Origin of the sequence: Lactobacillus sp. ESL0677 (genome assembly GCF_029392875.1) — a bacterium.
Classification (GTDB): Bacteria; Bacillota; Bacilli; order Lactobacillales; family Lactobacillaceae; genus Lactobacillus.
This window is the reverse complement of the sequence record NZ_CP113946.1, coordinates 1,435,024-1,456,791: the sequence shown is the minus strand read 5'-3', so window position 1 is coordinate 1,456,791 and position 21,768 is coordinate 1,435,024. Positions and strand designations below refer to the sequence as shown.

At 41.9% G+C, this 21,768-nt stretch carries 13 protein-coding genes, 2 tRNA genes and 2 rRNA genes; 16 read left to right on the top strand and 1 reads right to left on the bottom strand.

The window, feature by feature from the left end:
- The first annotated feature begins 5 nt into the window (after window positions 1-5).
- Complete coding sequence (locus OZX76_RS07035) at window positions 6-785, top strand: hypothetical protein (RefSeq protein WP_277131624.1); 780 nt, start codon at window positions 6-8, stop codon at window positions 783-785.
- A 259-nt stretch (window positions 786-1,044) separates the two neighbouring features.
- On the opposite strand, the gene OZX76_RS07030 is transcribed toward OZX76_RS07035, so the two are convergent.
- Entirely contained in the window at window positions 1,045-1,821 is a 777-nt protein-coding gene (locus tag OZX76_RS07030; RefSeq protein WP_277131623.1) for a matrixin family metalloprotease, read from the bottom strand.
- Window positions 1,822-2,664: 843 nt separating this feature from the next.
- On the opposite strand from OZX76_RS07030, the gene OZX76_RS07025 reads away from it, so the two are divergent.
- From OZX76_RS07025 to OZX76_RS06955, 15 genes are all read left to right on the top strand, one after another.
- Window positions 2,665-3,264 (top strand): hypothetical protein, encoded by a 600-nt coding sequence (locus OZX76_RS07025; protein ID WP_277179018.1) that lies wholly within the window; start codon window positions 2,665-2,667, stop codon window positions 3,262-3,264.
- Between the two features lie 165 nt (window positions 3,265-3,429).
- Window positions 3,430-6,003, top strand: a complete 2,574-nt coding sequence (gene mutS, locus OZX76_RS07020) for a DNA mismatch repair protein MutS (RefSeq protein ID WP_277181520.1) — start codon at window positions 3,430-3,432, stop codon at window positions 6,001-6,003.
- 2 nt (window positions 6,004-6,005) lie between these two features.
- A complete protein-coding gene (gene mutL, locus OZX76_RS07015; RefSeq protein WP_277179015.1) occupies window positions 6,006-7,886 on the top strand; it encodes a DNA mismatch repair endonuclease MutL in 1,881 nt (626 codons plus the stop codon).
- 3 nt (window positions 7,887-7,889) lie between these two features.
- A complete protein-coding gene (ruvA, locus tag OZX76_RS07010; protein ID WP_277179012.1) occupies window positions 7,890-8,474 on the top strand; it encodes a Holliday junction branch migration protein RuvA in 585 nt (194 codons plus the stop codon).
- A gap of 45 nt (window positions 8,475-8,519) precedes the next feature.
- On the top strand, window positions 8,520-9,533 hold the full coding sequence (gene ruvB / locus OZX76_RS07005; protein ID WP_277131617.1) for a Holliday junction branch migration DNA helicase RuvB: 1,014 nt from the start codon (window positions 8,520-8,522) through the stop codon (window positions 9,531-9,533).
- Between the two features lie 68 nt (window positions 9,534-9,601).
- Window positions 9,602-10,039, top strand: coding sequence for a preprotein translocase subunit YajC (gene yajC, locus OZX76_RS07000; RefSeq protein WP_277179010.1), 438 nt, complete (start codon window positions 9,602-9,604; stop codon window positions 10,037-10,039).
- 670 nt (window positions 10,040-10,709) lie between these two features.
- Window positions 10,710-12,158: a glucose-6-phosphate dehydrogenase gene (zwf, locus tag OZX76_RS06995; RefSeq protein WP_277179009.1), complete on the top strand. Its 1,449-nt coding sequence runs from the start codon at window positions 10,710-10,712 to the stop codon at window positions 12,156-12,158.
- Entirely contained in the window at window positions 12,151-13,287 is a 1,137-nt protein-coding gene (gene dinB, locus OZX76_RS06990) for a DNA polymerase IV (protein WP_277179007.1), read from the top strand. Before zwf ends, dinB begins: the two co-directional genes overlap by 8 nt.
- Before the next feature lie 54 nt (window positions 13,288-13,341).
- Window positions 13,342-14,298, top strand: coding sequence for a bifunctional oligoribonuclease/PAP phosphatase NrnA (locus OZX76_RS06985; protein ID WP_277179005.1), 957 nt, complete (start codon window positions 13,342-13,344; stop codon window positions 14,296-14,298).
- On the top strand, window positions 14,291-15,652 hold the full coding sequence (locus OZX76_RS06980; RefSeq protein ID WP_277179003.1) for a DEAD/DEAH box helicase: 1,362 nt from the start codon (window positions 14,291-14,293) through the stop codon (window positions 15,650-15,652). Before OZX76_RS06985 ends, OZX76_RS06980 begins: the two co-directional genes overlap by 8 nt.
- Before the next feature lie 159 nt (window positions 15,653-15,811).
- Entirely contained in the window at window positions 15,812-16,324 is a 513-nt protein-coding gene (locus tag OZX76_RS06975) for a hypothetical protein (RefSeq protein ID WP_277179001.1), read from the top strand.
- 445 nt (window positions 16,325-16,769) lie between these two features.
- Window positions 16,770-18,337: ribosomal RNA gene (locus OZX76_RS06970) — 16S ribosomal RNA — on the top strand.
- A gap of 136 nt (window positions 18,338-18,473) precedes the next feature.
- Window positions 18,474-18,547: transfer RNA gene (locus tag OZX76_RS06965), tRNA-Ile, on the top strand.
- A 37-nt stretch (window positions 18,548-18,584) separates the two neighbouring features.
- Window positions 18,585-18,657 (top strand) — tRNA-Ala (locus OZX76_RS06960).
- Between the two features lie 125 nt (window positions 18,658-18,782).
- Window positions 18,783-21,691 (top strand): 23S ribosomal RNA (locus OZX76_RS06955).
- The 16S and 23S rRNA genes sit together here with 2 tRNA genes alongside, the layout of an rRNA operon.
- Window positions 21,692-21,768 lie beyond the last annotated feature (77 nt).

Here is a 21,768-nt window from a genome sequence, read left to right as displayed (position 1 = left end):
GTAGAATGAAATTTTTATATTCGCGTTTGAATAAACGCTGGTTACTGCTGGCCTTGACTATCGGGCTGTTAGTCTGCATAGCACAGTTTTTATTACAGGGACAAATTCCAGTTGAAGATACGCCGTATACACGCTGGCTGGGGATTGATCCGTTTAGTTTTACTTCAACTATCTTTTTTATTTTATTGCCGCTAATTGCAAGTCTACCGGCAGGAATAATGTTAAAAGAGGATCAGGACAGTGGGTTACTGGCTAAATTTAAATTAAATAATACTTTGCAAAATGTGTTAAGCAAATATATGTTTATTGCTTTTATTTCTGGCTTTGTAGTAATCGCATTGCCTTTACTTGTAAATTTAACTTTGTGGTTGCTGCGCCTGCCAAATATTAAGCCAGATAACTTGTTAAATGGAAGAGCATTAATTATTAACATTAATACATTTTTTGTTTCGTTATACTATACTCATCCGTTTGTCCATTCAGTGCTAGCGATTTTATTTGCCGGCATTTGGGGTGGATTATTTGCTGTTTTTGTGATGGTTACGTCAATTTGGATTAATAACCGTTTTGTAGCTCTATGTTCAAGCCTGATATTGCAAATTGCCATTTTCGTGTTAAATTCATTTATCAAGTTGCCGAATAATATAAGTTATTCACCAGCAGACTTTTTGCATAATGGTCCAGTTACTAATGTTAGTTTGGCAGTTACTGGAATTGTGACATTATTAATGATTGTTTATTGCTTCGTAATGCTTTTTTTGGCCAGGAAGCGACTTGTTCAATAGTAATTTTTGATGTAAAAAAACATTATTTAAATAAATTGTTTTTTACAGAAACGACCTAATAACAAGGGTACTATTGTAGATAGCAAATGAGCAGTAGATAATTTAAAAAAGTTACTTGCAATTGGATTAATTTTATTATATATTAACTATATTGTTTACAAAATATCGTAAATGTATAGTGTTTTGTAGTAATATTTTGAAGCTAATATTGTCCGGAAATATTAGCTTTCTGGTATTTACTGATCGGTATAGACTTCAATTATTTTGCTGTATAAAGTGTTTTCAGGCGATTGTAAAAATCTTGGTCTAAGATTTGCGTATGATTTTTAGTTGCAGTTTGACTAAATTGGTAGTTACTTGAAGACATTAAGTTTGAATAACCACCAGTATGTCCTAGACCTAATGCATGTCCAAATTCATGAATAATGATTGATTCATTACGATAGTCTAGACGCCATTTAAGATTACTGTTTAGGCTATTGCTTAAGTTATTTTCGTCTTTATTAACATAAATATTAACGTGAATAAAAGTTTCTGGGGCGTATTTATTGGCCGTCAACCAGACATTACCGTAAATAGTCAGACCTAAAGCTGAAATATGTGGATCATGATTAGGATCAGTATTAAAGCTGTTAATTTTTTCTTGACTAACATAATGGACGGTAATATCTGGATTATTTGTTGTAGGTGTTAATTTAACAACATTCATGCTATTAATACGTCGTATAGAATCATCTGTAAGAGCTGCTTGGCGTGCAGTACCATCTGTAGTATAGGTGATATTGTTTTTGTCAGGCCAACTGTAACCTAAGAGATTATTGCGTTGTGGTGTAAAAGCTGCTGCGTTATAAGCTTCTCTTCCATGTAAATTGTATTTGAATTTTTTGGTTTCCTTGATGTTGTAATAGTCTTGCTTAATTAGATCTGAGCCGTTATATGTATACTTTCTAGCTTTAGCAGCGGAAACTGGGGAACTAATTTCAAAAAGTAATAAAAATATTGTTATTGCAGATAAGTTGTTCTTTAATAACTTCACTAGGTCGCACTCCTTAATTTGGGTATAGTGTTTTTAGACGATTAAGAAAAATCTTGATCGATGATTCGTGTATAATTTAAAAAGCAAATAAAAAATCGTTTCGTGTACTGTTTATGAGAAACGATTTTTTAATTTGCTTTTATGCCAGCATGTAAGTTATGGTAGTATAAGCACTGCTTTAATTCACAAATATTAATTATATTGGAATAGAGTAGTCAAGACAATGAAAATGCTCAATTCAATTTATAAATTGGTGATTGTAGTTATTTAATAATTATCAAAATACGCTTACATGTATTTATATATTCTTTTTGAGTACTGGTGAAATGTGCGGCATAATTTTGCTTAAAAGCTAGTAGTTACATGGCCTCACAGTTTGACCAATAAATTTGCCAAAAAGTTTAGGCAAAAACTAATTTAAAAAATCCAATTGATGAGATGATCTCCGAAATTGAAGCAACTAATTTCGGGGTTTTGGCGTGGCCAAATTAGTTAACAGGATTAAAGACAAATAGAAGTCAGTTTATAATATTGTTGTCATTATCAAATTATCGAGATTTGATCTGTTGTAAACTGTAAAATATTTAAAGAAAGTAAGGTGTAAATATGACACGTAAAAGAGCCAGGAATACTAAAAGCAACAAGGAAAGAGTAAATCGAAACTTAATTTGGGTAATTGCAATATTACTAGTCCTATTACTTACATTAGTGAATTTTGATAAAAACAAATTATTTGCGCAGCAATTTTTATGGTTAACTTGTACTGTAATCATCATCATGATTATTTTGATTTTTGTGATAGTTCACAATTTAAATAGTATTTCGGACGAAAGGGATCACAGCATGTTTCAAGATAATAAGCTGTTGTCACATCTTGATATTGCTTTAAAACATAATGTTGACCTTAACCTGAAATTTTCTTCAACTTGGGAGCTTTACGAATTATTCTTTAACTTAGCGAGTTTGTATCAAAGAATTAAGTCTGTTAATAAAGACGATAGCTGGTCTTCTGCTGATTGGCAGGATTTTAAAATGGCAAAAGAAATTCTGCGCGAATATATTGCTTGGGTCTTTATTTCAACAGAATTTTTCAATTTAGCAGTACACGATAAGCAAGTAATAAGTCCTTTTTGTTATTTTAAAGAGCAAACATTATTACAGATTTTAAGTACTGGTATGGTTAAGACGAGCAAAACCAAGGGCTATGGGACTGCTAATTTTGAAAACTTTTATAAACGACTAAGAAGACATTATCCAGAATTCTGTAAATTACTAGATTGTAACGATCAGTTTGACTTAGCCCAATTACTTAAAACAGATGAAATCCTTAAAGTTCGTGAAGCAAAGAAAATAAAGGTAGCTAAAGCCTTAATAAGTGAAAAAGTTGAGGATCTTAGAAGTTATCTTGATGCAATTGATAAAAAAGCTTCTGAGAATGAATAACTTTTAGCAAATCTGATTAATTATACTTACATTAAATTCTTTATTATACTAAAGATAATTCAATTAACTAGCGGACTTTTTTCTTTTGCCCTTAGAGATAGCGTATAATATAGCAGTAATAGCAAAGAAGAAGAGGAATAAATGGCAAAAGCAAGTACAACTCCGATGATGGAGCAATATTACGAAATTAAAAAGCAATATCCCGATGCCTTCCTTTTTTATCGCGTCGGTGATTTTTATGAATTATTCGAAGATGATGCGATTAAGGGTGCACAAATTTTGGAATTGACCTTAACTCACCGGTCAAATAAAAGTGAAAATCCAATTCCAATGGCAGGTGTGCCACACGTTGCCGTTGATTCTTACGTTGACACTTTGGTAGAGAAGGGTTACAAAGTTGCTTTATGTGAGCAGCTGGAAAATCCTAAGGATGCCAAAGGAATGGTTAAGCGTGGGATTATCCAATTAGTGACGCCGGGTACGCGCATGAATGACAAACCTAGCGAAGCCAAGGATGCCAATTATTTAACGTCGGTGGTGACAACCAAGAGCGGCTTTGGCCTAGCTTATAGTGATTTGTCAACCGGTGAAATTTTTGCGACCCATTTAAAGACGTTCGCGGCAGTGGCTAATGAGTTGCTGTCATTGCGCACGCGTGAGGTCGTATATAATGGACATTTAAGTAATGACAATAGCGAATTTTTTAATAAAGCTAACATTACGGTTTCGGCACCAGTTGAACTGACCGAAAAGCACGCGGAAGTTTCCTTTGTTGAACAAAAGCTGACTAATCATGTCGAAAAAGCGGCCGTGCAACAACTGGTAGGCTACCTATTAACCACGCAAAAGCGCAGCTTGGCACACTTACAAGTGGCTCAAAGTTATGAAGTCAGCCAATATTTGCAAATGTCGCATACGGTGCAGAACAATCTGGAGCTAACAGCTTCTGCTAAGACCGGCAAAAAGATGGGATCCCTGTTCTGGGTTCTTGATAAGACGCACACAGCAATGGGTGGTCGTTTGCTCAAACAATGGTTGGCACGACCATTACTATCAATTGAAAAGTTAACTGCGCGTCAAGAAATGGTCCAAGCCTTACTTGACGGGTATTTTACGCGGGAAAATATTATTGATGCGCTCAAGGGTGTCTACGATTTGGAACGTTTAACGGGACGAATCGCTTTTGGCAATGTTAACGCCCGTGAATTATTACAACTAGCTCATTCTTTGCAGGCTGTACCGACAATTTTAACGGCATTACAAGATGCAGATAGTTCGGTTTTACAAAATTTTGCCGCTAAGATTGATCCGTTAAAAGGTGTAGCGGAATTAATTACATCAACAATTGTTGACCAACCACCGGTTGTTACTACTGATGGTGGGCTAATTCGGCCAGGAGTTGATAGCCAGCTTGACCGTTATCGTGACGCAATGAATAACGGTAAAAAGTGGTTGGCAGAAATGGAAGTTTCTGAACGCCAAAAGACAGGAATTGATAACCTCAAAGTCGGTTACAACAAGGTTTTTGGTTACTACATTCAGGTGACTAATTCCAACAAGAATAAAGTGCCAACTGAGCGTTATACCCGCAAGCAGACGTTGACTAATGCCGAGCGTTATATCACGCCGGAGTTAAAGGAGCACGAGAATTTAATCTTAGAAGCACAGACCAAGTCAACGGATTTGGAATATGATTTGTTTGTTAAATTACGTGAAGAGGTCAAGAAGTACATCGCTGCTTTGCAAAAATTAGCCGCACAATTAGCCAGCCTTGATGTCTTTTGTTCGTTTGCTCAAGTTGCAGAAGAAAACAATTATTGCCGGCCGGCTTTTCATTCTGCTAATCAAGATGTCAAGGTAGTGGCAGGACGCCATCCCGTAGTTGAGAAGGTAATGAAGGCAGGAGCATACATCCCTAACGATGTTAAACTCGACGAAGATACCAATATTTTCTTAATTACCGGTCCTAACATGTCTGGTAAAAGTACCTACATGCGGCAAATGGCGCTTATCGCAGTGATGGCGCAAGTTGGTTCCTTTGTTCCGGCAGACAGTGCTGATTTGCCAATTTTTGACCAAATTTTTACCAGAATTGGGGCCGCTGATGACCTGATTTCAGGGCAGAGTACTTTTATGGTTGAAATGACGGAAGCCAATGCCGCATTGCAATCAGCAACGAAGCGCAGTCTGGTATTATTTGATGAGATTGGTCGTGGCACAGCGACTTATGATGGGATGGCTTTGGCCGGTGCAATTGTGCAGTATTTGCACGATGAAGTTGGTGCCAAAGTTTTATTTGCGACGCATTTCCATGAATTAACAGCGATGGAGCAGAAGCTGTCACACCTTAAGAATATTCATGTTGGTGCAACTGAAGAAAATGGCAAGCTGATTTTCTTACATAAAATTTTACCGGGACCAGCTGATCAAAGTTACGGCATCCACGTAGCGCAATTGGCGGGATTACCGCGTAAAGTTTTGCGTGAAGCAACCAAATTGTTAAAACGACTTGAAGCTCAAGGCAGCAATTTAGGCCCAGCAGCTACTCAACTGGATTTATTTAGCACTAATGAAGTCAATACTGAAGACCAACTTGAAGAACCAGTAGAAGATGAGGTTACGGGCAAGGAAAAAGATATTCTTGATGAAATTTCAAATCTTTACTTGGCGGATAAAACCCCGCTTGAGGTAATGCAGCTGGTTGAAAACTGGCAGGAAGACTTGAAGGATAAGCAGTAATCATGGCGCAAATTCATGAATTATCAACAAACTTAACTAACCAAATTGCGGCTGGGGAAGTAATCGAGCGGCCAGCAAGTGTGGTTAAGGAATTAGTGGAAAACGCGATTGACGCTGGCAGCAGCCGAATCCGAATTGATTTTATTGATGCGGGTTTAAAGGAAATCGTCGTTCAAGATAACGGCTCGGGAATTGCTAGCGATCAAATTGACCTTGCTTTTACTCGGCACGCAACGAGTAAGATTACTAATGAGCGTGACCTGTTTAATGTGGGGACTCTGGGTTTTCGCGGCGAGGCTCTGGCTTCGATTGCGGCAGTTAGTCATGTAGAAATTTTAACTAATGTTAATGAAGCTGTAGGAACGCGAGCCGAATTTACTGGCAGTGTCAAAACGCTGCAGGAAGATGCTGCGGCTAAAAAAGGCACGCAGATAACGGTTAAAGACTTGTTCTATAACACGCCAGCTCGATTAAAGTACTTACGCAGTCCCCGCACCGAAATCATGAAGATTGTCGACATTGTGAACCGAATTGCTCTGGGTTACCCTGATTTAGCTTTAACATTGGCAAATGAAGGGCGCGTTTTATTAAGAACTGCCGGTAATGGCAACTTACAGCAGACGGTCTCCAGTGTTTATGGCCGCCACATTGCTGAAAAAATGCTGCCTTTTGAGAGCAGCAATAGCGATTTTACGGTTACTGGCTTAATGTCAAAGCCCGAATTAACGCGATCGACGCGTAATTTTATTTCAATTTTGCTAAATGGTCGTTATATTAGAAATTATCAGTTGGCGGCTGCGGTGATGGATGGCTACGGCACGCATTTAGCTAGTAAACATTATCCAATTGCGATTGTTAAGGTTGAGGTTGACCCGCTACTAGTCGATGTCAATGTTCACCCAACAAAGCAAGAGGTGCGTTTGTCTAAAGAACGTGAGGTCAGCCGCCTGATTACGAATGCGATTAGCAGCACGTTGTTGTCGCTAGATAATCATAGTGATGGGCTAGCAAATTTGACAACGGCTAAACAAGAGACGTTGGTTGACCAGCTTAAGTTTAATTTGAATAAAAATGTTGTTGATACCAAGCGGGTTGTGCCAGCTAATGAGATTCATGAAAGCTCTGCTCCCAAGATTACGACACTCAAGCACCCGCAATATATCGATTTAACAATCCCGCGTGATGATGACCGGTACTTGATTACGAAGACTTGGCGCGACAATGTTACTCGGCAAAAGCAGTTGACCCCATTTGTGAATAGCTCAAGTAATTCGGCAGTTGTGTCGACTGGGGATGAAGTTCTGGCTAATAACCTACCAGAATTAACCTTGGTTGGCCAGACAAGAACTTACCTGGTAGCTGCAAGTGGTGAAGATTTATACTTAGTTGACCAAGTTGCTACAAGACGATTGCTGCGTTTTATTGCGATTGAGCAAGCAATTTTGGAGCAAAAAATCACTCAGCAGGGCTTATTAACGCCATTGACACTTTCTTTTGGCAATTTGGATTTTCTTCAAATTAAGGATAATCTGGCGGCAATTAATAAGATTGGCTTATTCTTGGAAGAATTTGGTACCGATACCTTTATTTTACGGTCTTATCCAACCTGGATTAAGGGCGATCCTGAACTGGCAATTCGGGCAATTTTGGATAGCTTTTTGAATGTTGACCAGACTGATACTGCGAATTTGGTCAAGCGAATTGCGGCGCGGCAGGCTGATCAAGAAATTACGGGCCGAACCAAGTTAACAAATGCAGAAGCCGGTGAACTTTTGACTAAATTACGGCAAACTGCTGACCCTTATCACGATGCTCGCGGCAACTTAGTGCTGGTGCGTTTGCGGCAGAGTGAATTGAATAAAATGTTTAAAAAGGATAAATAATTAATGTATGAATATTTAAATGGTGTCATCACCAAAATCATGCCAAACTATATAGTGCTGGATGTTAATGGTGTGGGCTATAAAGTTTTTAGCCCCACTCCATTTGCGTATCATCAGGACGAGCAAGCCAAGGTTTATATTGAGCAAATTGTTCGTGATACTGGTGTTACTTTATATGGTTTTCAAAGCGAAGAAGATAAGGGACTGTTTTTAAAATTGCTTAGTGTCAGTGGCATTGGACCTAAGTCTGCCTTGGCAATTATGGCGGCTGAGGATAGTAATTCCTTAGCCGAAGCCATTGAGCAGGGTGAAGTTAAGTACTTAACTCGCTTTCCGGGTGTTGGTAAAAAGACTGCGTCGCAAATTGTGCTTGATCTGAAAGGAAAGTTGGGAGACTTTGTTCAGCGCGTTGATAAGATTGCCGATCAAGAAATTACGCCAGAACTTAACGATGCTCTGTTAGCATTACTGGCACTTGGCTATACACAAAAGGAAGTTGACCGGGTAGCGCCAAAACTGGCAAAAGAAAATGCGACGACTGCCGATCAATATATTAAAAAGGGATTGGCCCTTCTCTTAAAGAAGTAAATCTTGCTATAATAAAGAGTAACGTGTTCAAAGGAAGTGAAACTGGTGACAGATAATGATGACTCAATTGTTTCTGGCGAAAGTCAGGGACCAAATGAAGAACAGACTGAATTTTCATTAAGACCACAGCGTCTGGCTGATTATTTGGGGCAAAATCGGGTAAAAAAAGAATTGGCAGTGTACATCAAAGCCGCTAAGCAGCGTGATGAGGCACTGGACCACGTTTTGCTCTACGGACCACCGGGCTTAGGTAAAACAACTTTGGCATTTGTGATTGCAAATGAACTAGGCGTGAATTTAAAGAGTACTAGTGGGCCAGCAATTGAAAAAGCGGGCGACTTAGTAGCATTATTGACTGACCTTAATCCGGGGGATGTCCTATTTATTGATGAAATCCATCGCTTGGCTAAGCCGATTGAAGAAGTGCTTTATTCTGCAATGGAAGATTACTACATCGATATTGTAATTGGTGAGGGGCAGACAACTCATGCGGTTCATGTGCCGCTACCACCGTTTACTTTAGTTGGGGCGACTACTTTAGCAGGGCAATTGTCCGCGCCTTTGCGTGATCGGTTCGGGATTGTTGAGCATTTGCAATACTATCAAGTTGATGAATTGGAACAAATTATTCAGCGCTCAAGCAATGTTTTTAACATTGAGATTGCGCCAGAAGCAGCTCATGAGTTAGCTAGAAGGTCGCGCGGTACGCCGCGAGTAGCCAATAGATTGCTTCGGCGCGTGCGTGATTTTGCGGAAGTAAAGGGCGAAAAAGTTATTTCCTTTGCAACAACCGCTAGTTCGCTCAAGCAATTACAGGTTGACGGTGAGGGACTGGACCAGACTGACCGCAAGATTTTACGGGTAATGATTGAAAATTATCACGGCGGCCCTGTGGGTGTGCGCACTCTAGCAGCTAATAGTGGTGAAGATGTTGAAACTATTGAATCGCTTTACGAACCATACCTATTGCAACGCGGCTTTATTTTAATGACGCCGCGAGGTCGCATGGTCACAGAAAAGGCCTATGCGCAATTGGGCTTACCAATTCCCAATGAGTAGTGCAAACCGCTGTAAAATTATGTATAATTAAGAAGTTAATATATTTATGAAATTGATGAGGTGTAAAAGTGAATACTCTATTTTTAGCTGCAGCTGGTGGTAGTAGCAGCTACATGATGATTATTATTTTTATTGTTTTGATTGCTTTCATGTACTTTACAATGATTAAGCCGCAAAAGAAGCAACAACAAAAGAAAATGGAAATGATGAACCAATTGAAGAAGGGCGACAACGTTATTTTAATTGACGGTTTGCACGCTAAGATTGATTCTGTTGATGCTAAGGACAAGACGGTTGTTGTTGACGCTGATGGAATTTACCTTACTTTTAGTCGCATGGCTGTTCAACAAATTTTACCAGCTGCCAAAGCTGAAGTTGCTGAAGCAAAACCAGCTGAAAGTGAACCTGCAAAGGAAGAAAAACCAGCAGAACCTGCTGATAAGCCTGACGAAGTAACGCCAAAGTCAGATAATTCAACTTCAGACGATAACTCAACTGAAGAATAAAAATTTAAACTAAAGAAACTCATTGCAATCTGCGATGAGCTTTTTTGTTAAATAGTATATTTTGGCTAACTTGACTTTGGTTAAAGGCAAGCTGGGATAAGATTGGCAATAACGATTAAAATTAGCAATTTAAAACAAGACTATGGCAAGATGATAGTCTTAACTGATATTAATCTCTAAATTGATAGCGGCGAAATTCTAGGAATAATTGGACTGAGTGGTTCTGACAAAACGACCTTGATTAATTCGATTATGGGGACACCTAAACCGCAACAGGATAGCATTGAAGTTTTGCAAACCTTAATGCCTAATCGAAAGATTTTAGGAAAGCTTGGTTTTATGGCCCAATTTGCTGCACTTTATGAAAATTTAACAGCTTACGAGAATTTTGCTTTTTTTGCTAGCATGTAAGGACTAAATAAAAAGAAATTCAGCAAACGGATTGATTATGTGATTAGTATTGTTAAACTGACCGGCGATCTTGACAAGAGTGTTGTTAATTGAGGGCTTAGCACCGCAAAAATAATCGTAAATCACCATTGTTTTTAACTAAACTTTGGTGCTTTTTCTTTAAAAATTATTGGTCAAGACCGACTTAAAACTAATGTTTGGCTACAAAATAGTATAAAATGGAATTAACTTAAGTTTAGTTTTAGGAAAGGGTACCCTTATGAACAATATTCCAGTTGTAATGATTATTTTTGGCGGCAGCGGCGACTTGGCTCACCGTAAATTGTATCCGGCATTATTTAATTTATACGAGCAAGGTTTGATTCATGATAATTTTGCCGTTATCGGTACGGCGCGGCGGCCGTGGACGCACGACTATCTGCGTGAACAGGTTAGTGACGCAATTCATGAAACTCATAAAGAGGTTGACGAAAACGAAGTTCAAGCTTTTGCCAGCCATTTTTACTATCAATCCCATGATGTAACGAATGTTGAACATTACCAAACACTTAAAAAATTGGCGCAAGAGCTTGATGAGTTTTACAGTGCTCAAGGCAATCGCATTTTCTACATGGCGATGGCACCACGCTTTTTTGGTACGATTGCCACGCATATTAATGACCAGAACCTGACTAGTACCGGCTTTAACAGAATAGTTGTCGAAAAACCGTTTGGCCGTGACCTTGCTACTGCTGAAAAGTTGAACAAGCAGATTACTGCTTCTTTTGCGGAGGACGATATTTTTCGAATTGATCATTATTTGGGTAAAGAAATGGTCCAGAATATCTTGCCGCTGCGGTTTACTAACCCGCTGATAAAAAGTGTGTGGAATAGTACTAACATTAAAAATATTCAGGTTACTTTGGCAGAACAGCTTGGCGTCGAGGCTCGCGGGGGATATTACGAAACTTCTGGAGCTTTGCGCGACATGGTCCAGAACCATATTTTCCAAATTATTACGCTGCTAGCAATGCCGGAACCCAAAGATTTGGCATCAAAGAGTATTCACCAAGCTAAGCAAGAGCTGCTTGACAGCTTGATAATGCCTAATAAGGCAGAGATTGACCAGCACTTTGTCCGCGGGCAATATCTGGGCAGTGACACGACATTTGGTTATAAGCAGGAGCCCAATGTTGCGGAAGACTCAACAACAGAAACTTATGCGGCTGGAGAGATTAAATTTCAAAAAGGACCTGTTGCTGGGGTGCCAATCTACTTTAGAACGGGTAAGGAATTTAAGGAAAAGGAAAGTCGAATCGATATTGTGTTAAAGCACATGTCTAACCCTTATGGGCAGGCTCATTCGAACAATATTACAATCGTTATTGATCCACAAATGGAAATTTTCATTACAATTAATGGTAAGAAAATTTCCACCAGTGGCATTCGTCGTGAAAACTTAGATTATATTTTTTCCAAGTCTGAATTAGCTGAGGTGCCGGACGGTTATGAGCGGCTACTGCATGATGTTTTTGTTAATGATTCGACTAACTTTACTCATTGGAGCGAATTGAAAAATTACTGGAAATTTATTGATTTGATTGAAGGTGCTTGGGAGCAGGACAATCAGGCTGGTAAGAAGCCTGAGGAATATTTGCCTTACCGCATGGGGCCAAAAGCTGCCGATCACATTTTTGAATCAGCAACTGAACATTGGATCTATGACTAGCCCAAGTGACGACTTGCTGCCGGTTAATGATACTCACCGGCGCATTATCCATGTCGATATGGATGCTTTTTATGCTTCCGTTGAAATGCGCGACAATCCGACTTTAAAAAATAAGGCGCTGGTTATTGGCCAAGATGCTCGGAAAAATCATGGTCATGGTGTGGTGGCAACAGCTAATTACGTTGCGCGCAGGTATGGCGTGCATTCAGCGATGCCGTCAATTAAGGCAGTCAGGCTAGTACCGGCAGACAAACTGGTTTTTTTGCGCCCCAATTTTACAAAATATCGAGCAGTTTCGGCAGAAATTCATCAAATGATGCATGAAATCACGGATTCTGTTCAGTCGATTGCACTTGATGAAGCCTATTTAGATGTAACTGAGAATAAGTTGGGTTCGACTTCAGCGGTTGAACTGGCGATTGGCCTGCAAACGCGAATTCGCGAAGAGGAGGGACTGAATTGTTCTTTTGGCGCTACTTATAATAAGTTTTTAGCTAAAATGGGCTCGGAATATGCCAAGCCGTTTGGGCGGACAGTGATTTTGCCTGAAGAAGCACGCGAATTTTTAGCAAGGCAAAAAATCGAAAAATTTCATGGTATTGGCCCAAGAACACAGGAGCGTCTTCATCAGATGGGGATTTATACTGGCCGCGGGTTGCAGCAGATTCATGTACGGGAGCTGATTAAGCATTTTAACCGGATGGGTTATTTAATGGCTGAACACGCTAATGGCATTGATCTCTCGCAAGTTGTTCCTGATGATGAACATAATCGCAAGTCGATTGGCATTGAGCGCACTTATGAGCCGTGCGTTTATAATGAACAGACGGCGCTGACTAATCTGCGTAATTACGCTGCTAGTCTGGAAGAAAAGCTGCAAGAGCGTAGCTTTTTTGCTAATACGGTTGTTTTAAAAATTCGCAATAATGATTTTGTGACAGTCACTAAACGGCGAAAGTTGCCGCATGCAACGCACAATGCAATCGAAATTTATCAAGCAGCGCGCGAATTATTTGAGCCGCTGGCCAATAGCTTTCTTAACGGTGGTATTCGCTTGTTAGGAGTAACCGCAACCGATTTTTCAGAGGCTGATTTTGAAGATGTTGACCTAGACTTATTTTCAGACTGACGGCTTTTTCTGGTAAACTAGAGGATAAACAATTAATAAGATGAAGGAGTAATTATGAGCACTTTTGCGGAAATATATCAAAAAATTGAACAATATTCGACAATTATTTTGCATCGTCATACTAGCCCAGACCCAGATGCCTTGGGCTCACAAGCTGGTCTAGCACGGTCATTAAAACTTCGGTTTCCTGATAAGCGGATTTTGTGTGCTGGTGAAAATGATGAGGGCGACCTTGCTTGGATTAACCGCATGGACCCAGTAACTAAGGCAGACTACCAGGGTGCATTGGTTATTACAACCGATACTGGCAACACGGCTCGAATTTCGAATAAGTTATACGATCAAGGTGATTTTTTAATTAAAATTGACCACCATCCGGATGTTGAACCATATGCGGATATGAGTTACGTTGATGACCAAGCACCAGCTGCCTCACAGATTATTGCGGACTTTTTAGCAGCTGAAAAGATGCCAATTACGGCAGAAGTTGCGTATCCGCTGTATGCTGGTATTGTTGGCGACACCGGTCGGTTTATGTATCCTGAAACAACAGAGCACACATTTAGCGTTGTTGCTAAACTTGCAAGCACGGGAATTAATATTACTGAAATTGCCCGCAACATTAGCGACGTTACCTTTGTGCAAGCAAAATTGCAGGCAGATGTTCTCGATTACATGGAAGTTGACCCTAGTGGTGCAGCCTACGCAATTTTATCGCAAGCAGCATTGGAAAAATTAGGGGTGGACTCTAACCAAGCTTCCTGCACGGTTTCAACACCGGGCAGGATTAAGGACATTATTGCCTGGAATGTTTTTGTCGAAAAGCCTGATGGGACCTACCGTGTGCATTACCGCTCAAAGGGTCCAGTCATTAACGAATTAGCAGCTAAGCATGATGGTGGCGGTCACGCGTTAGCTAGTGGTGCCAATGCTCAAGATTTAGCTGAAGTTAAGCAGATTTTTGCTGAATTGGTACAAGTAACTAAGGAATATCAAGAAGCACATGAATAATATTTTTAAAGACGCTAAGCTTAAACCAGAATTACAAGTTGGGTTAAGCAAGATTAATTTTACGCAGCCGACTAAGGTTCAGGAAGAAGTTATTCCTGTTTTGTTAGCACATAAGAATGTTGTGGTTCAGGCTGTTACTGGGTCGGGGAAAACCCACGCCTTTTTAGTACCTGTATTTAACGACATTGATCCAGAATTGGCATATACGCAGGCGATTATTACAGCGCCGAGCCGGGAGTTATCTGAGCAGCTTTACCAAGTTGCAAGGCAGCTGCGGGATGCATCAGGATTAGAAATTTCGATAGCTCATTTGGCAGGGGGCACAGACCGTGAACGCCAATTAAAGAAGATTACGAGCAACAAGCCACAACTTGTGATTGCAACACCGGGTCGGCTGCATGATTTTGTCCAGAAGAAACTGCTCTTTTTAGACTACGTCAAGGACTTTATTATTGATGAAGCCGACATGACGCTAGACATGGGCTTTTTGAGCGATATTGATTTTATTGCCCAAAGAATGCCTAAAGGCCTTTTGTTTGCCGCATTCTCAGCAACAATTCCAGTCCAATTAAGCAACTTTTTGCGAAAATATATGGCGAAGCCTGAGCAAATTGTGATTGATAATCCAACCGTTATTTCAACAACAATTAAGAATGATTTGTTAGATGTTGGTGCTAAAAGCCGCAAAAAGATTTTGTACCAATTATTAACGATGGGTCAGCCATATTTGGCACTTGTGTTTGCTAATACTAAGCAAAAAGTTGATGAATTGACTGAATACTTGCAGTCGCAGGGATTAAAAGTAGCTAAAATTCATGGTGGAATTACTGAACGTGAACGTAAACGCGCGTTGCGTGAAGTAGAAGCTGGACAATATCAGTATGTTGTTGCAACCGATTTAGCGGCACGTGGACTGGATATTGATGGTGTCAGTCTAGTAATTAACTATGAAATTCCGCGTGATTTAGATTTTGTCGTTCACCGAATTGGTCGGACTGGTCGTAATGGCTTGTCTGGGCATGCTGTCACTCTAATTCGCGAAGAAGAAATGAACCGAATTGCGGGACTAGAAAAGATGGGTGTCCACTTTGATTTTGTTGAAATTAAAAATGGTGAATTGGTTCCACGTAAACATTATCATCGCCGCATCGACCGCAACGCTGCCAACCGCAAGATTGATAATAGGTTGAATGGTTTGGTTAAAAAAGCAAAGAAGAAGCGTAAACCGGGTTATAAGAAGAAGATCAAGCAAGCCATCCAAAAGGATAAGGCGCAAAAACGCAAGATTGAGCAACGCCATGAAGTTCGTAAGGCTAAGCGTCAGCGTAAACAGCGTCGCGAAAATAATCGTTAAATTAAAAGCAAAGTTGTAATTCAACTTTGCTTTTTTGTTTAGATAATACAATTATTGCTATGACAGTGTTCTAGCGATTAACTTTAAATAAAAAGTTATTGCTTGTTAGCGCTTTTATTGATATATTTATTATAATTAAAATAATAGGAGAATTAGAACATGGCTATACCGTACTCTGAAAAGATCCTTAAAAAGGACTTGAGCAAAAATATTTGTGACAAATATACTGTAACGGAATTTTGTAAAAAAGCGCAGATTGATCGGGGAATGTTTTACAATCATTATGGCAACATGGCGAACATGTTTATCTCAGTGGTTGCTTTACAAGTACAAAGAACGCTGCGCAGTTTTAATGGCGAGACGATGAATCGAATGTTTTACCGAATGTTAACGCAAATTAAGGACAATCATATTTTCTATTATAATTTGCTGCTAATTGGAAAAGATACCAGAAACTTTTGTATTACCTTAACTAAGGAATTGGCAATCGCAATTGAAAACTACATGCGACCACGAGGTGCATTTTCAGTTAGACAAATCGATTTAGTTGCAAGTGGTGTTTATGCAATTATCTATAATTGGGTTATTCACGAATGCAAAACTGACATAAGAGACATTTATCAGTGCATTAATTTGCTACTATCACATATAGAAAAACCGTTGAGAAATTAGGCTTTTTAAGGGATGTTAGAAATAACATCCCATTTTTTTGTAAAAAAAGCTTGCAAAAGCAGGAACAAGTTGGTAATATTAATAACTGTCGTCGGGCAAGACAAGTCAAAGTTTGTCAGAGCGGGCGGCGAAATAAAACTAAACCAAAGTCTTGACAAGAAGAGCTAGGTTTAGTAAGATAATAAACGCTGCTGAGGGAAAGCAAAACTTCTTCAGTGGTGGGGCAGAAAAAAGTTCTTGACAAAAGAAAGAACATCTGCTAAAATTAAACAAGCGCGGTTGTAAAGCTATTTACAGCAGCGGGTAGTACCTTGAAAACTGAACAATGTTTTCGCAAAGTGTGCGGGTGTAAGAACCCAAAACAAAAAAGCGAAGTCAATTTCGCAAGCAAATAAATCCGAGATGCAAATCTTGGAACGAATGAGCAAACATTCAAACAAACATTAAAAATGAGAGTTTGATCCTGGCTCAGGACGAACGCTGGCGGCGTGCCTAATACATGCAAGTCGAGCGAGCAATTTTAATTGAATACTTTCGGGTAGGATGTTAAAAGCGCGAGCGGCGGATGGGTGAGTAACACGTGGGTAACCTGCCCTCTAGATTGGGATACCATTTGGAAACAGATGCTAATACCGAATAAGAAGTAAGATCACATGATCTAGCTATGAAAGGCGGCTTTTGAGCTGTCACTAGAGGATGGACCCGCGGTGCATTAGCTAGTTGGTAAGGTAACGGCTTACCAAGGCGATGATGCATAGCCGAGTTGAGAGACTGAACGGCCACATTGGGACTGAGACACGGCCCAAACTCCTACGGGAGGCAGCAGTAGGGAATCTTCCACAATGGACGCAAGTCTGATGGAGCAACGCCGCGTGAGTGAAGAAGGTTTTCGGATCGTAAAGCTCTGTTGTTGGTGAAGAAGGATAGTTAGAGTAACTGCTAATTATTTGACGGTAATCAACCAGAAAGTCACGGCTAACTACGTGCCAGCAGCCGCGGTAATACGTAGGTGGCAAGCGTTGTCCGGATTTATTGGGCGTAAAGCGAACGCAGGCGGGAAGACAAGTCAGATGTGAAAGCCCTCGGCTCAACCGGGGAATTGCATCTGAAACTGCCTTTCTTGAGTGCAGAAGAGGAGAGTGGAACTCCATGTGTAGCGGTGGAATGCGTAGATATATGGAAGAACACCAGTGGCGAAGGCGGCTCTCTGGTCTGTAACTGACGCTGAGGTTCGAAAGCATGGGTAGCGAACAGGATTAGATACCCTGGTAGTCCATGCCGTAAACGATGAGTGCTAAGTGTTGGGAGGTTTCCGCCTCTCAGTGCTGCAGCTAACGCATTAAGCACTCCGCCTGGGGAGTACGACCGCAAGGTTAAAACTCAAAGGAATTGACGGGGGCCCGCACAAGCGGTGGAGCATGTGGTTTAATTCGAAGCAACGCGAAGAACCTTACCAGGTCTTGACATCTAGTGCAATTCATAGAGATATGAAGTTCTCTTCGGAGACACTAAGACAGGTGGTGCATGGCTGTCGTCAGCTCGTGTCGTGAGATGTTGGGTTAAGTCCCGCAACGAGCGCAACCCTTATTATTAGTTGCCAGCATTAAGTTGGGCACTCTAATGAGACTGCCGGTGACAAACCGGAGGAAGGTGGGGACGACGTCAAGTCATCATGCCCCTTATGACCTGGGCTACACACGTGCTACAATGGTTAGTACAACGAGGAGCGAACCTGTGAAGGCAAGCGAATCTCTTAAAGCTAATCTCAGTTCGGATTGCACTCTGCAACTCGAGTGCATGAAGCTGGAATCGCTAGTAATCGCGGATCAGAACGCCGCGGTGAATACGTTCCCGGGCCTTGTACACACCGCCCGTCACACCATGAGAGTCTGTAATACCCAAAGCCGGTAGGATAACCCTTCGGGGAGTCAGCCGTCTAAGGTAGGACAGATGATTAGGGTGAAGTCGTAACAAGGTAGCCGTAGGAGAACCTGCGGCTGGATCACCTCCTTTCTAAGGAAGAGCGAATAGGTGGAGAGTAGGGATACTAAAGGAAGCCTAGGAGCAACGGAAGCACACGGAGCGAGAACATTGTTTAGTTTTGAGGGTAGTACCTCACAGCAGAATAAAGAACAGATACGCAAGAGACGGGCCTATAGCTCAGTTGGTTAGAGCGCACGCCTGATAAGCGTGAGGTCGATGGTTCAAGTCCATTTAGGCCCATTGACATCAGGTTATTGACTGTCGCAGAAGAGTATTTGGGGGCTTAGCTCAGATGGGAGAGCACCTGCTTTGCACGCAGGAGGTCATCGGTTCGATCCCGTTAGCCTCCATTGAGTCGAGAGACTCATGGTTAGTACATTGAAAACTGAATATAATCCAAGAAAAAACCGAGAGACAATCAAAGAGATAAGAAACAGATTGCAAGAGCGACCGAGAGAGTAGATCTTAAGAGTAAGGTCAAGTAAAGAAGGGCGCACGGTGAATGCCTAGGCACAAGAAGGCGAAGAAGGACGCGACGAACGGCGAAATGCTTCGGGGAGCAGTAAGTACGCAGAGATCCGGAGGTATCCGAATGGGGGAACCCAGTATGAGCAATCATATTACTAGCTGATGAATACATAGTCAGGTAGGGCAAGACGCAGTGAACTGAAACATCTAAGTAGCTGCAGGAAGAGAAAGAAAAATCGATTTCCCTAGTAGCGGCGAGCGAAGAGGAAAGAGCCCAAACCGGTTGATTTATCAATCGGGGTTGTAGGACTGCAAGAAGGTAGTGGCAGAGATAGCAGAATTATCTGGGAAGGTAAGCCAGAGAGGGTGAGAGCCCCGTAAGCGAAATTGAAGTCACGCCGAGCAGGATCCTGAGTAGGCCGGAACACGAGGAATTCCGGTTGAAGCAGCGAGGACCATCTCGCAAGGCTAAATACTAATTTGTGACCGATAGTGAACCAGTACCGTGAGGGAAAGGTGAAAAGAACCCCGGAAGGGGAGTGAAAGAGAACCTGAAACCGTGTGCTTACAAGTAGTCAGAGCCCATTAAAGGGTGATGGCGTGCCTTTTGTAGAATGAACCGGCGAGTTACGTTAACTAGCGAGGTTAAGTCAGAAAAGACGGAGCCGCAGCGAAAGCAAGTCTGAAGAGGGCGAGATAGTTAGTTGATGTAGACCCGAAACCAAGTGACCTACCCATGGCCAGGTTGAAGGTGCGGTAAAACGCACTGGAGGACCGAACCCACGTAAGTTAAAAATTGCGGGGATGAGCTGTGGGTAGCGGTGAAATTCCAAACGAACTTGGAGATAGCTGGTTCTCTCCGAAATAGCTTTAGGGCTAGCCTGGTGCGAGGATGATAATGGAGGTAGAGCTCTGTTTGGACGAAGGGCCCGTCAGGGGTTACTGAATTCAGATAAACTGCGAATTCCAGATATCAAAGCACTGGAGTCAGACTGCGAGTGATAAGATCCGTAGTCGAAAGGGAAACAGCCCAGATCACCAGTTAAGGTCCCAAAATCTATGCTAAGTGGAAAAGGATGTGGAGTTGCGTAGACAACTAGGATGTTGGCTCAGAAGCAGCCATCATTAAAAGAGTGCGTAATAGCTCACTAGTCGAGTGACGCTGCGCCGAAAATTTACCGGGGCTAAGCATAGTACCGAAACTGTGGATGTGTAGTAATACACGTGGTAGGAGAGCGTTCTAAGTGCGGTGAAGGCTAATCGAGAGGATAGTTGGAGCGCTTAGAAGTGAGAATGCCGGTATGAGTAGCGAAAGATAGGTGAGAATCCTATCCGCCGAAAGACTAAGGTTTCCTGGGGCAGGCTCGTCCGCCCAGGGTAAGTCGGGACCTAAGGTAAGGCCGAAAGGCGTAGCCGATGGACAACAGGTAGAGATTCCTGTACTGCGTTAAATCGTTAATAGCGAAGGAGGGACGCAGGAGGCAAGGAACGCATGGCGCTGGAAGCCATGTTCAAGCGATAAGTGAGAGAGTGAGTCAAATGCTTGCTTTCGATAATCACAAGTCGTGAAGAGGAGCGAAATAAAGTAGCGAAGGTTCTGTAGTCACACTGCCAAGAAAAGCTTCTAGTGAGAGATAACGTACCCGTACCGCAAACCGACACAGGTAGTCGAGTGGAGAACACTAAGGTGAGCGAGAGAACTCTCGTTAAGGAACTCGGCAAAATCGCCCCGTAACTTCGGAAGAAGGGGTGCTGGTGTAAGAGCCAGCCGCAGTGAATAGGCCCAAACAACTGTTTATCAAAAACACAGGTATCTGCAAAGTCGTAAGACGACGTATAGGTGCTGACACCTGCCCGGTGCTGGAAGGTTAAGGAGAGAGCTTAGTCGAAAGACGAAGGTTCGAACTGAAGCCCCAGTAAACGGCGGCCGTAACTATAACGGTCCTAAGGTAGCGAAATTCCTTGTCGGGTAAGTTCCGACCTGCACGAAAGGTGTAATGATTTGGGCACTGTCTCAACGAGAGACTCGGTGAAATTATAATACCCGTGAAGATGCGGGTTACCCGCGACAGGACGGAAAGACCCCATGGAGCTTTACTGCAATTTGATATTGGGTAGCTGTTAAACATGTACAGGATAGGTAGGAGCCAGAGAAGATAGGACGCTAGTCTTATTGGAGGCAATGTTGGGATACTACCCTTGTTTGATGGCTACTCTAACTAGTATCTCTAAGCGAGATATAGGACAGTGTCAGATGGGCAGTTTGACTGGGGCGGTCGCCTCCTAAAGAGTAACGGAGGCGCCCAAAGGTTCCCTCAGAATGGTTGGAAATCATTCACAGAGTGTAAAGGTATAAGGGAGCTTGACTGCGAGAGAGACAACTCGAGCAGGGACGAAAGTCGGGCTTAGTGATCTGGTGGTACCGCATGGAAGGGCCATCACTCAACGGATAAAAGCTACCCTGGGGATAACAGGCTTATCTCCCCAAGAGTTCACATCGACGGGGAGGTTTGGCACCTCGATGTCGGCTCGTCGCATCCTGGGGCTGAAGTTGGTCCCAAGGGTTGGGCTGTTCGCCCATTAAAGCGGCACGCGAGCTGGGTTCAGAACGTCGTGAGACAGTTCGGTCCCTATCCGTCGTGGGCGTTGGAAATTTGAGAGGAGCTGTCCTTAGTACGAGAGGACCGGGATGGACATACCGCTGGTGTACCAGTTGTCTTGCCAAAGGCATAGCTGGGTAGCTAAGTATGGCAGGGATAAGCGCTGAAAGCATCTAAGTGCGAAGCCCCCCTCAAGATGAGATTTCCCATACGAAAGTAGTAAGACACCTCTAAGACTAAGAGGTAGATAGGCTAGGAGTGGAAGAGTCGTGAGACTTGGAGCGGACTAGTACTAATCAGTCGAGGACTTGACCAGAGCTTGAGCAGTCTGGGATTGCGGAACAGTTTTTTCAAGAGATTATATTTAGTTTTGAGTGTAAGAACTCAAAAGAA

Excerpts from the sequence above, each read along its gene's own strand:
- OZX76_RS07035 (WP_277131624.1), top strand. The coding sequence starts at position 6 with ATGAAATTTTTATATTCGCGTTTGAATAAACGCTGGTTACTGCTGGCC.
- OZX76_RS07025 (WP_277179018.1), top strand. The coding sequence starts at position 2,665 with ATGTTTCAAGATAATAAGCTGTTGTCACATCTTGATATTGCTTTAAAA.
- mutS (WP_277181520.1), top strand. The coding sequence starts at position 3,430 with ATGATGGAGCAATATTACGAAATTAAAAAGCAATATCCCGATGCCTTC.
- mutL (WP_277179015.1), top strand. The coding sequence starts at position 6,006 with ATGGCGCAAATTCATGAATTATCAACAAACTTAACTAACCAAATTGCG.
- ruvA (WP_277179012.1), top strand. The coding sequence starts at position 7,890 with ATGTATGAATATTTAAATGGTGTCATCACCAAAATCATGCCAAACTAT.
- zwf (WP_277179009.1), top strand. The coding sequence starts at position 10,710 with ATGAACAATATTCCAGTTGTAATGATTATTTTTGGCGGCAGCGGCGAC.
- dinB (WP_277179007.1), top strand. The coding sequence starts at position 12,151 with ATGACTAGCCCAAGTGACGACTTGCTGCCGGTTAATGATACTCACCGG.
- OZX76_RS06985 (WP_277179005.1), top strand. The coding sequence starts at position 13,342 with ATGAGCACTTTTGCGGAAATATATCAAAAAATTGAACAATATTCGACA.
- OZX76_RS06980 (WP_277179003.1), top strand. The coding sequence starts at position 14,291 with ATGAATAATATTTTTAAAGACGCTAAGCTTAAACCAGAATTACAAGTT.
- OZX76_RS06975 (WP_277179001.1), top strand. The coding sequence starts at position 15,812 with ATGGCTATACCGTACTCTGAAAAGATCCTTAAAAAGGACTTGAGCAAA.